Origin of the sequence: Clostridium sp. AM34-11AC, from assembly GCF_003435375.1 — a bacterium.
Classification (GTDB): Bacteria; Bacillota; Clostridia; order Lachnospirales; family Lachnospiraceae; genus Pilosibacter; species Pilosibacter fragilis.
In genome coordinates this window covers 451-11,699 of sequence record NZ_QWGL01000050.1, presented here as the reverse complement: position 1 = coordinate 11,699, position 11,249 = coordinate 451, and the positions used below count along the sequence as shown (strand labels likewise).

Sequence of the window (11,249 nt, the reverse complement as noted above, 5' to 3'; positions counted from 1 at the left end):
AGGGTTTTACATACTGTTCAGTTTTCAAGGAACTTTGTTTTTGTTGCTCTCTGTTCTTCAGCAGCAACTCGTTCATTCTATCATACCGTTTCCGGTTTGTCAAGAACTTTTTAAAACTTTTTTCGAGCGATTAAGAAGTTTTCTTAATGACTCTTAATAAGTTTTGCCCTGTCGCTCAAGGCGAGTATTATAATAACAAATCCCCACGAAAAAGTCAACACTTTTTTCCAGTTTTTTTAAAGTTTTTTCTTTTGTTTGTGCAATTACAACATATTGCGGTTCATAATTGTTTTGCATACAATATATGCAATTCGGTATTCAAGCCATCATTTGAGCAATTTCAAATTGCTCTTTTACACTATAAAAACAGGGATTGCAGCTTAACGTTTTCTCCTGCTGCAATCCCTATTATCAAACTAACTTGTCCTTTTTAAATATGAATACCATATAAGTCCGCATACTTCTCTTTCATGTAGTCAAGAAATGGCACAACGTCCAATGTTTTTCCTGTCAATCGCTTCAACATTTCTCCCGATGTATAACAGCACCCATACTGCCAGATATGTTCCTTCATCCACTTGTTCAGTCTGTCAAACTCTCCGTGGCGTATCTGCTCATACAAATCCGGAATCTCTGATAACAATGCCTTTCGAATCTGTCCATCATAAATATTTCCCAAAGCATAACTTTGGAAATATCCAATATAGTCTCCAGCCCAATGCATTCCTCCGTTTAATCTACTCCCGTTACAGGACAGACTTTACCAGACCGACTACAAGGTAGGAAAGCATATTGTGGTCATACAGCCACGTCAGCCAGATACTTCCATTGATCTGGGTGATCATGCTCTTTCCGATCTCACTGCCCGAAAACAGGGTAAGGACCAGGGCGCCCACCCATATAAAGATCAATGCTTCCGCGAGTCCCAGAACCGCACCGGCGATCTTGTTAAGCCCATACAGGATCGGCAGCCTGGAGATCAGGTTCAGCCAGACTATGATGATATGAAGGAACGCATAGAATACTATAAACAGCACCGTAAATATGATCACGCGGATCACACGATCTGCAAGGTATTTCCCAACATAGTCCTCAAAGATCTGGACGCCCATTTCCTGATATATTTCTCCGTTGTTATTCTCGATCAGAAGCTTTTTGATCTGGTCCGGGATCTCCAGGCTCTCTATGACCGCGCGTTCCCCGGCTCTTCCCGCGAGACCGGCTGTCTGAGCCATCTCTTCCATCTTCTCATCAAGGCCGCTGGCCTTCAAAGCACTCTCCTTCATCGTTTCGTATACAGCCGTATTATGTTCCAGCCAGGCTGCCGCCTGTGGAATCGCTACACGCGCTGCAAATAGCGTGATGAAAAGGGACATTGCGGAAACTGCTATTTTTATAAAACCTCTGTAATGACCGTAAAGCATCATCCCGATGAGATATACCGCTACAGCCACTTCCAGCCAGCGGCTGGATAGAATCTCCATTATTTCCATTATTACTCCTGTCACATATGTGCATAGTTCTTCCGTAAAACAGACAAAGCCTGGATGATCCAGATACCCCGCCGCGTCTATTACCTGAAAGTCCTCATATGCCCATCATTCCTGTTATATCTGAATTCCTGTAAAATGGCAGATCGCCTTCGCGACACCTGCCTCATTGTTGGTCTTCGTGATATAATCTGCTGCCTCCTTTACGGATTCATGGCCATTTTCCATGGCAACGCCAATTCCAGCCATGCGGATCATGCTGAGGTCATTCTCCCCGTCTCCAAAGCCCATGGTGGACTCTCTGGCGATTCCCAGACGTGCGGCAAGACGGAGCAGCGCTCCGCCCTTATCAGCTCCCTCCGCGTTGATCTCGAGGTTATTCGGGATCGATGAGGACACAAGGATCCCCGGGAGCTTCGAGAGTTCCTCTCTCATCCGCTTTCTGGCATCCATGTCACGGAAGAACATGTTGATCTTCTCCGCGTCCTGTCCCCGCTCTTTTAAGTAAGCGATATTATCGGGAACCGTGTCCCTGGTTCTGCGCACCAGCTCCGCCAGTCCCTCCGATGAGACATATTTATATACATCATTGTAGAACTCCGGCATGGTGTAGCCGATTCCGCCCACATATACATCATACATGATCTCATCCGGACTTGTCCGGGCCATCATCATGATCTTTTCCGCCAGGGCCACCGGGATCCGGCAGGAGTCAATGATCTCGTTTTTCGCAAGGTCTACCACCTGTGCCCCATTGGTGAGGATCGCATAGTGTACGCCCGGCAGATTCCGAAGCTCATCCGGCAGTCCGCGCATCGTGCGGCCTGTCGCCGGGACGATCTCGATCCCCTGTGCCGCGCATGCGCGGAAAGCGCGCAGGTTCTCCTCCGGGATCCCTTTTTCGTCATCAAGCAGCGTTCCATCCATGTCCGCCGCGATCAGCCTGATCTCCATATCTTTTCTCCTATAAGAAATCTAGCGCACATGCAAAACATTGTTTACAGCGATACTCCGGAATTGAAAATATCTGTTGCAAAAGGGCCGCATGCGCATTCGTCTTGTCTGTGTTCAGCAAACATTAGTTCGTGTGTATTGGTGAAAAATTTGCGCACCCACTCATCGCAAAAACAATGAGCTTATGGTGCGCATATATTCAGTTCCTATAAGCATGTCACGGAATTCCTGTGTGCCGTCTGGGCTTGCCCAGAACAGTGCGCAGGGATCCCATCACACTCTTTATCAGTCAAAGAAATCCTTTTCATGAAGGATCAGAAGACCTTCTTTTGTATAAGTCGGAGAGAAAAGTCCCGCGATCTTCTTTCCAAGAGACTTTTTCTCTGCCTTGTCAGCAGCTTCCTCGATCAGATCTACGGCTGCTGCCTTTGTCAGGTGGACTTCATCCTCCTCCATCATCTCGATGCGCTCATAGAGGGCGAGAAGGCTCTTTCCAGTGATGCTGCAATCGATCTCCGTCGCATACTTGCACGCGTACTGGGCGAACTCATCCGGATCCATCTCTTCTTTGTCATCGTAGTCTTCCGGAACAACTTCCTCTTCCGCTGCGGACGCAGTCTCCTCCGAGAGTTCCGGCTCTTCTTCAGTCACTGGCGCCTTTTTCTGAGGTTTCTCCTGCTTTGCGAAGAGTTTTGCCTTCTTCGGCGGTACGTATTCCTCTGGCTCCGGTTCTTCCTCGTCCTCTTCATCTGTTTCCGGCTCGGATGATTCTTCCAGGATGTCCGTTTCCTCTTTCTCGTACTCCGGTTCTTCCTGCAGTGCTTCAGCGTCTTCCTGTTCCGGCTCCTCTTCTGTCTCCTGCTCCGCGTTTACCACGTCACGGGCGATCTGTTCCTGCTTTTCTGTGGAGCGCTTCAGCGCAGCTTCCATCTCGGTATCTGCCTCTTTCTGCGCAGACGCGTTCTCATCGCTTCCGATATACTGGAACTTGCTTGCAAGGGATGTATTGTGGGCATGGAGTGCCTCAAGGTTCTCCGGTGTATCGATCAGGACAACGATCATTCCGGAGCGGTCTTTCTCCATCAGATCATCCAGTTCGTTCTGGACAGCATCAGTGAGTCCTGCCGCATGCTGGATGATCAGGTCTTTTCCTGCCAGCATATCGGCTACCGCGCTGATTCCGCGTTTATTTAACTTTTCACTGCTGATCTTTGCAACCGGATTCTTGATGCCGAGCTCACGGTGGATCTCCTTTAAGGAGTTGACAGCCATGGAAAGCCCTTCCTCGTCCGTCTCCGCCTCGATCATCAGGTTGTTGGTATCCAGCATGTCATCCAGGGATTCCAGCTCCAGCTCTCCATCGTCGTCCTCCTCTTCCGGAGCCGGGATGTTGCGGACCTGGTTTCGGCGGGCACGTTCGCGGTCGATCTCCGCCTGCTTCTTCGCACGGCGTTCCTCTTCCTCGCGTCTGGCGGCTTCCCGCTCTTCCTCAGCACGGCGGAGAGCTTCCTCTTCCATCTCTTCCCGCTCTTTTGCGGCGCGGATCGCCAGCTTCTGGCGCTCGATCTCACGCTCTTCCCCGGTCGGGATCGTGTTTTCTTCCTCCTGTACTTCCGGTGCAGCCGCCTGTCCGCCTCTGCGGACCTGGCTTAAGTCAGCGATGGTTCTTGTGGCACCCATGTCATCGTCTTCCTCGACAACAGCAGTCCGTCCCTCTTCCTCAGAGAGTCTGGACATCTCGTCTGCCAGCTTTTTCGCCTGGGCATCCTCATGAATCTGCATGGCAACCTGCTTGGAAGCTTCGGAATCCGGGGTTCCCTCATCATAATCATCCAGCTCCGGGGCATTTCCGCTGTACTCTTCCTCAACAGCGCGCAGCTTTGCCTCGTATTTGTCCCTGTTTTCCACAAGGTCCATCTGGTATTTGTTCAGCGGCGCGTACTGGAGCTTCAGATCCATTGCCTTATCCACATATTTGCCGAGACCAAATAAGAGCATGATGCGGTCACATGTGGCTACACACTTGTCCTCGATCCCGGCTTTGTGGTAGAGGTCAGCCAGTTCGTAGAGCCATTTTTCATCCACCTCGGATGCTGTATACACTTCCAACGCGCGGATCAGCTGATCCACCGGCGCTTTCTTCGCTTTTAAGATCTTGTAGCGGAGCAGATACTGGCGCGGATCATCCTGCGCGAGATCACAAAATTCTCTGTAGTATGCCTCCGCTTCGGCGGTACTTCCGTCCTTTAAGGCGAGATCCGCCAACTTATAGAGCAGGCGCTTTCCTACCGGCGCGCGCTCGAATGCCAGGAGCAGAATATCCTTCGCCTCCTGGTACTCTTCATTTTTCTCATAGATCTGAGCGATCATGGACAGCAGGCTTGCGTTGCGGACACGGTGCCAGTCAATGGTATCTGCGATCTTCATCGCAGTTCCGTAGTCTCCGCGGCTGACCATCTTTTTGATCTGCTCGACTTTAATATTAAACTCGTATTTATCCATTTCTTTCGCATCTCCTGAAACCGCCCAGCTGTCCAGCTGCCGGTTTTATAACTCCACCCGGCCTTCTAACGCCCGAAGAAGTGTGACTTCGTCAATATATTCCAGATCGCCGCCGACCGGAACGCCGCTGGCGATCCTCGTCACCTTGATCCCTGTCGGTTTGATCAGTTTACTTATGTACATTGCGGTCGTCTCACCCTCAAGGCTTGAGTTTGTGGCGATAATGACTTCCTTTACTTCCTCTGTCTGAAGACGCATCATCAACTCTTTTAATTTGATATCTCCCGGGCCGATTCCAAGCATCGGGGAGATCGCGCCGTGAAGCACATGGTACACCCCGTCGAATTTGCCCGTTTTCTCGTACGCCGCCAGATCGCGCGGGTTCTCCACGACCATGATCACGCTGTGGTCCCTCGTCTGACTCCGGCAGATCGGGCAGAGTTCCTGATCCGTCAAGGTAAAGCACTCCTTACAGTAATGAACATTGTGCTTCGCGTCGCGGATCGAGCTGGAGAGACGTTCTACCTGTTCCTCCGGCATGTTGATGATATGGAATGCCAGACGCTGGGCTGTCTTGTTTCCGATCCCCGGAAGCTTCGACAGCTCCTCGATCAATTTTGATATCTGACTGCTGTAGTAATCCATAATTAGAAGGAAAGTCCTCCCAGGTTTCCGAGACCGCCTGTGAGCTCAGACATCACTGCGCTGGATTCAGCTTCCATCTGGTGGAAGGCCTCGTTTGTAGCGGCAACGATAAGGTCCTCAAGCATCTCAACGTCATCCGGATCTACTGCCTCCGGTGAGATCTTTACAGCGACAACTTCTTTTTTACCGGATACGGTAACGGATACAGCTCCGCCGCCTGCTGTTGCTGTGTACTGCTTCTCCTCAAGCTCTTTTGTCTTCTCTTCCATCTGGCGCTGCATTCTCTGCGCCTGTTTCATAAGATTTGTCATATTGCCCGGCATACCGCCCGGGAAACCGCCACGTCTTGCCATGGTGTAATTCCTCCTGAATATTCATTATTTTCTATGTGGCTGTCTTACAGCCATTTTTCACTCCCGTCAGGCGGGAGTAACGGGTCCTGCTTTCAGCTTTCGACCCGGATATTTTATTATTAATCGCAGCATGCTGCTGCGGCTAATCTTCGATCGTGATATCCATATGGATGTTTTCCCTCAGCTCATCATCGCTGATGTAGCGTGTATCCATCCGTTCCCCGCTCTCCCGGACACGGGATTTAAAATACAGGGATTTTCCGTATTTCTGTTCCACATACCGTTCCAGGTCCCCGAGAACACTCGGGCGGCTTCCGATGGCAAAGTTCATCGGATCATTGAATACGATGCAGAGACAGCTGTCGCCCGCCGGTTCCACAACCGTCTCCCGGAAACTGGGGCGGATGGACATGCCCATATCACGGACGATCTTTCCCCACTCGTTGCGGATCATGTTGAGATCTTCCAGCTGGGCTTTCGGCAGGGATACGGTCCTCGGCTCATAATTCTGGCCCGCACCTTGCTGGTTCTGCATATCTGCCGTATTCTGTGCCGGCTGCCCTGAGGGGACCATGCCGTTTCCCGGCGCACCAGCGCCGCTGTAGACCGGCTGCGCGTATGCCTGCGGCGGGATCTGCTGCCCGGCATTTATCATGGGCTCGCCGTCCATTCCGGCAGTCTGTACCGGAACATAACCGCCCGCGGACATTTCCTCCACCATGCGCTCCAGCTTCTCCAGCCGTTCCAGAACAGAATCCATGCTCTGTTCCATCTCCGGCTTTGTGAGTTTGATGAACGCGAGTTCGATCAGCACACGTTTCTGGTTCGCGAAACGGATCTGGTTCGACAATTCTGAGAACACGCGGATATACCGCATCAATGTATTCTCATCTACAAGCGCCGCATCTTCTCGCAGCTGTGTCAGATTATCCTCTGACATATCTAAAAGGTCTTCCGCGTCATCTGCTGTCCTTAAAAGCAGCAGATTGCGGAGGAACCAGATAAAATCCACTACAAACTGGGACAGTTCCCGGCCCTGGACTACCATCTCCTCGAGTTTCAGGATGCAGTCCTTTGTCCGGTTCTCCCGGATCGCATGGAACAGGTCCCGGAATACGCTGTTGTCCACAGCGCCGAGAACATCCAGCACATGCTCATAGGTCAGTGTCTCACCGAAGTGGAACGCCGCGCACTGGTCCAGGAGACTCAATGCGTCTCGCATGGAGCCGTCTCCGGCTTTTGCCACATAGCGGAGCGCTTTGTCCTCCACCGGCATGTTTTCCGCTTCCGTAAGTTCTTTTAACCGGGCCGTGATCGTGTCCAGCGTGATGCGCCGGAAATCATATCTCTGGCATCTGGAAAGCACCGTGATCGGGATCTTATGAACCTCCGTGGTCGCAAGGATAAAGATCACATAGGACGGCGGCTCCTCAAGTGTCTTTAACAGGGCATTGAACGCGCCTGTGGACAGCATATGAACCTCGTCGATGATGTATACACGATATTTTCCTTCCGTCGGCGGGTACTGGACCTGTTCCCGGATCTCACGGATATTCTCAACGCCGTTGTTGGACGCAGCATCGATCTCTACCACATTTAAAGATGTTCCAGCTAAGATCTGCTTACAGCTTGGACATTCCCCACAGGGGCTTCCGTCCACCGGGTGTTCACAGTTTACCGCCCGGGCCAGGATCTTTGCCACCGTCGTTTTACCTGTTCCGCGGGTTCCGCAGAAGAGATAGGCGTGACCGATCCTGCCGGAACCGATCTGATTCTGTAAGGTTTTAACGATATGGTCCTGGCCTTTTACATCCGCGAATACCTGCGGGCGCCATTTCCTGTATAACGCTTGATATGACATTCTCTATCAGTCTCCGAAACTGATTCCGATAAGCTTCGCCTCTTTTACAATATCAGACTGCGGATCCACATATTTCAGTTTTCCGGCAGATTCTGCCAGCGGGATATCCGTGATCACATTGTTTTTTACAACGACCAGCTTGCCGAATTCATTATTTTTGATCATGTCGGCCGCATGCGCGCCGATTCTTGTGGAGAGCACACGGTCATACGGAACCGGAGTGCCGCCGCGCTGCATATGGCCCGGAACCGTCACTCGGATCTCCTGGCCTGTCATCTCCTGGATCTTCGCGCCGATCTCATACGCAACGGATTGGTATTTTGTGGCGCGTTCTTCCAGATATTTCTTATATTCTTTCTTGGAAAGGGCTGCCTGCTCTTTTGAGATTGCGCCCTCTGCCACCGCGAGGATCGAGAAGCGGCTTCCATTCTTTGTGCGCTCTTTGATCTTCTTTACGACCTTGTTTAAGTCATACGGGATCTCCGGGATCAGGATGATATCCGCGCCGCCGGCAATTCCCGCGTGAAGGGTGAGCCAGCCGACCTTATGTCCCATGACTTCCACGATGAAAACACGTCCATGGGAGGACGCGGTGGTGTGAATGCAGTCGATGGCGTTTGTGGCGATATCCACAGCGCTCTGGAATCCGAAAGTCATGTCCGTTCCCCAGAGGTCGTTATCGATGGTCTTCGGGAGACCGATCACATTGAGTCCTTCCTGGCTTAAGAGGTTCGCCGTTTTCTGGCTTCCATTTCCGCCGAGGACCACAAGCGCATCCAGTTTCAATTTATAGTAGGTGTGCTTCATAAGCTCCACCTTGTCGAGTCCGTTCTCGTCCGGCACACGCATCAGCTTGAACGGCTGTCTGGAGGTACCGAGCATCGTTCCGCCTTTTGTGAGGACGCCTGAAAAATCTGACTGTTTCATCATCAGGTAGTTTGCGTACATCAGACCTTTATAGCCGTCTTCAAATCCGATAATTTCCACTTCATCTTTGTAGGCCTGGTACAGACCTTTCGCGACTCCGCGCATCGTTGCGTTTAACGCCTGGCAGTCGCCGCCGCTCGTAAGGAATCCAACTCTCTTCATCGTCTTGTCCTTTCTCCGATTTCTTTCAGTCGAAATATGAATGCATGTATCCAAGATAAGATTATAATACAAAGAAAAGAGAGGGGCAAGGAAAAAATCTTTGTACGGAATTTTCAGTTCAGAAAATGTTACTGTACACGGGTAGGAATAACTTGCTGCATCTCTCTTTTCTTACGGTAATATTATGGCCGCTTCAAGTGGATCGGATTCGGGATCTCCGCGTGATTGTTCGCCGAGATCGAATCTCGCATCATTCCGTCGAGCTGGCGGAACTCAGTGCTGGGATCCATATAGCGGACCCAGAGTCCGTAGCCGAACTCATTTTTCTTCTCCGAGTAGCTGATCGGCACACCGGCATAGTAGTCTTTATACAGATCCGTATAAAAATCGACCATGACTTCCCTTAATTCTTTCGGAACATCTTCCAGCTTCCGGGCTATCTGGTTTTTGAGGACCGTCTGCAGATAATTTTCTGTGTAGGACGAGAAGTCGAGAAGATTCTCATCGGTCTCCCCATTCGCAGCCGCCCAGCTGGAAACATTCACAATCTTCGCCAGATAGTCGATGCTGCCGTCCGTATTTAATGTCACTGTTCCGTACTGGCACGGCGGCAGGATCAGGGAATTGCTGACGATCTCCCATATTCCGTATGTATCTGAATCCATTCCCGGCTCCGTCAGGTGTTTCATGACCTTCTGTGTATGCAGATGGCCGCTGAAGTACACCGGTGTCAGGTAGCGCTCGAAGAGTTCCAAAACCTCGTCACAGTTTTCGATCACACATTCTTCCACGTAGACACGGCTCAGGCGCTGGAGATTATGGTGGCCCACAGGAATCACGGTGATTCCCTCGGCGTACGCCTCCTTCAGGCATTCTTCCATCCACTCGAGCGTGCCCTCTTTGATCTCGCCGTAGACCTCATTTTCCGGCTCGCAGACCGTTGTGTCCAGCATCATGAGCCAGGTGGTATCGTTTAACTCCACCAGGTAACTTAAGGAATCCGGTGCCCCGCTCTTCGCTTCGTTATAGCCGAAGTCCGCGTAGATCTCCCGGAATTCTTCCGATGTCACACTCTCCACATCGGTTCTCTGATCCCCGAAGTATTCTCCGGCGTCCGGCTTATTGATATCGTGGTTTCCGGGGATCACATAGACCGGAACTCCCGCTTCTTCGATCTCACGGAGCTTTTCGGAAAATTCCAGGTGGTTTGCCTTTTCACCGTTTAAGCTCAGGTCTCCGCTTAAGATCAGGGCATCAGGGTTGGCTGCGAGGACTTCCGATTTAAACGCCTGCCATAACTGTGGCTGATAGCGGATCACTTTTCCATCATTGCTATTTACGAGACTGTCAAACGCCGCGCCGTAATCCGTCATGGATGGTGACATATAGTGCGTGTCAGAGGCAATAATCAGATGAGTCTCCACCTTTTCACGGTCCACCGGGTCTCCGGGCCCTTCCGTCTCCTCCTCAGTCGTTTCTTCTGTCTCGGTCTCAGATTCTGTTTCCGTCTCTGTGGGCGTTTCTGATTCTGTCTCTTCTGTGGCACTCTCTTTCGTCTGATCCGGGGCATGATCCCGCACCGCGGGCAGGACAAAGATCACTCCGGCCAATAAAAAAAGAAGCGCCAGCAATAACAGAAATTTCTTTCTCATTAGCTGTCACCTCTTAAACTTTCCTTTTTTGTCCGCACGTTCTGCTTTGAATACGTCTCATGAACGTTACCCTGGCAGCCAGCTCGGTCCCGGCTCCCTCGCGGCACATGGAAGGTTCTCCTTAATGCTGCTGCATTCCTGCCCTGACATGGTTCAGAGAGTCCCATTGCGCGAGACCAAAACGTCAGCGCCGCTTACCCGGGGCAGCTTCACAAGGAAGTACCCGAGGCAGAACAACACCCCTGCTGTAGCGGATTGCAGGTACAGGGCACCGCTATCTCCCCGGCTGTGCGGACCAGTTAAGTATACATGGATGACAACAATTTGTCAAGTTAGTAAAACTTGTCAACACCATGTTATAAGCATGATACCAACAAGTTTTTATCAAGTCTGAGCATTAAAAAATCCTCTCGTTAAAGCTCTCATTTTTACAAAATCCCCTGATCTATTCCTGACTTTAAATTGTATGTAGTGACATACTCCCACCACTTAGCTCACGCTTAAAGTGGGGGCTTCTCGTTCGATTGCCCCGTTGGGCAAAGCATTCACGAGCGATCCCCGTGTGTCCCACGGTTCTTTTTGTCTGATATCTTTTTATGATGCTTTTTCGCTTTTTTCTAATATGATCCCGGATATTCTCAGGCCTTCCCGGCAGATATTAATCGCCGCATTTTCATCACGGTCCATCCGGTTTCCGCAGTTA

At 50.9% G+C, this 11,249-nt stretch carries 9 protein-coding genes and 1 other RNA gene; all 10 read right to left on the bottom strand.

Annotated features, from left to right (window positions below; all coding sequences use genetic code 11):
- Window positions 1–430: 430 nt before the first annotated feature.
- The 10 genes from DW826_RS16690 to ffs all read right to left on the bottom strand — a co-directional run bounded on the left by DW826_RS16690 (window position 431) and on the right by ffs (window position 10,840).
- Entirely contained in the window at window positions 431–724 is a 294-nt protein-coding gene (locus DW826_RS16690) for a hypothetical protein (RefSeq protein WP_242994130.1), read from the bottom strand.
- 22 nt (window positions 725–746) lie between these two features.
- Window positions 747–1,493, bottom strand: coding sequence for a CvpA family protein (locus DW826_RS16685; RefSeq protein WP_242994129.1), 747 nt, complete (start codon window positions 1,491–1,493; stop codon window positions 747–749).
- Between the two features lie 114 nt (window positions 1,494–1,607).
- Window positions 1,608–2,444 carry an HAD family hydrolase gene (locus tag DW826_RS16680; RefSeq protein ID WP_117483939.1) on the bottom strand — a complete coding sequence of 279 codons (837 nt, stop codon included), beginning with the start codon at window positions 2,442–2,444 and terminating at the stop codon, window positions 1,608–1,610.
- Between the two features lie 285 nt (window positions 2,445–2,729).
- The gene (locus DW826_RS16675; RefSeq protein ID WP_117553262.1) at window positions 2,730–4,946 is read right to left on the bottom strand and encodes a tetratricopeptide repeat protein; all 2,217 of its coding nucleotides are present in this window, start codon (window positions 4,944–4,946) and stop codon (window positions 2,730–2,732) included.
- A 45-nt stretch (window positions 4,947–4,991) separates the two neighbouring features.
- A complete protein-coding gene (recR, locus tag DW826_RS16670) occupies window positions 4,992–5,591 on the bottom strand; it encodes a recombination mediator RecR (RefSeq protein WP_015554029.1) in 600 nt (199 codons plus the stop codon).
- Between the two features lie 2 nt (window positions 5,592–5,593).
- On the bottom strand, window positions 5,594–5,944 hold the full coding sequence (locus DW826_RS16665) for a YbaB/EbfC family nucleoid-associated protein (protein WP_021903984.1): 351 nt from the start codon (window positions 5,942–5,944) through the stop codon (window positions 5,594–5,596).
- Window positions 5,945–6,086: 142 nt separating this feature from the next.
- Window positions 6,087–7,805 (bottom strand): DNA polymerase III subunit gamma/tau, encoded by a 1,719-nt coding sequence (gene dnaX, locus DW826_RS16660; RefSeq protein ID WP_117553261.1) that lies wholly within the window; start codon window positions 7,803–7,805, stop codon window positions 6,087–6,089.
- 6 nt (window positions 7,806–7,811) lie between these two features.
- Entirely contained in the window at window positions 7,812–8,894 is a 1,083-nt protein-coding gene (locus DW826_RS16655) for an ATP-dependent 6-phosphofructokinase (RefSeq protein WP_117553260.1), read from the bottom strand.
- 182 nt (window positions 8,895–9,076) lie between these two features.
- Window positions 9,077–10,546: a metallophosphoesterase gene (locus DW826_RS16650; RefSeq protein ID WP_015554025.1), complete on the bottom strand. Its 1,470-nt coding sequence runs from the start codon at window positions 10,544–10,546 to the stop codon at window positions 9,077–9,079.
- Between the two features lie 32 nt (window positions 10,547–10,578).
- Window positions 10,579–10,840: signal recognition particle sRNA large type (ffs, locus tag DW826_RS16645), an RNA gene on the bottom strand.
- Window positions 10,841–11,249: the final 409 nt, after the last annotated feature.

Bases quoted from the DNA above. Each gene is read 5' to 3' on its own strand.
- dnaX (WP_117553261.1), bottom strand. From the start codon at position 7,805: ATGTCATATCAAGCGTTATACAGGAAATGGCGCCCGCAGGTATTCGCG.
- DW826_RS16675 (WP_117553262.1), bottom strand. From the start codon at position 4,946: ATGGATAAATACGAGTTTAATATTAAAGTCGAGCAGATCAAAAAGATG.
- DW826_RS16650 (WP_015554025.1), bottom strand. From the start codon at position 10,546: ATGAGAAAGAAATTTCTGTTATTGCTGGCGCTTCTTTTTTTATTGGCC.
- DW826_RS16690 (WP_242994130.1), bottom strand. From the start codon at position 724: ATGCATTGGGCTGGAGACTATATTGGATATTTCCAAAGTTATGCTTTG.
- DW826_RS16655 (WP_117553260.1), bottom strand. From the start codon at position 8,894: ATGAAGAGAGTTGGATTCCTTACGAGCGGCGGCGACTGCCAGGCGTTA.
- DW826_RS16680 (WP_117483939.1), bottom strand. From the start codon at position 2,444: ATGGAGATCAGGCTGATCGCGGCGGACATGGATGGAACGCTGCTTGAT.
- recR (WP_015554029.1), bottom strand. From the start codon at position 5,591: ATGGATTACTACAGCAGTCAGATATCAAAATTGATCGAGGAGCTGTCG.
- DW826_RS16665 (WP_021903984.1), bottom strand. From the start codon at position 5,944: ATGGCAAGACGTGGCGGTTTCCCGGGCGGTATGCCGGGCAATATGACA.
- DW826_RS16685 (WP_242994129.1), bottom strand. From the start codon at position 1,493: ATGGAAATAATGGAGATTCTATCCAGCCGCTGGCTGGAAGTGGCTGTA.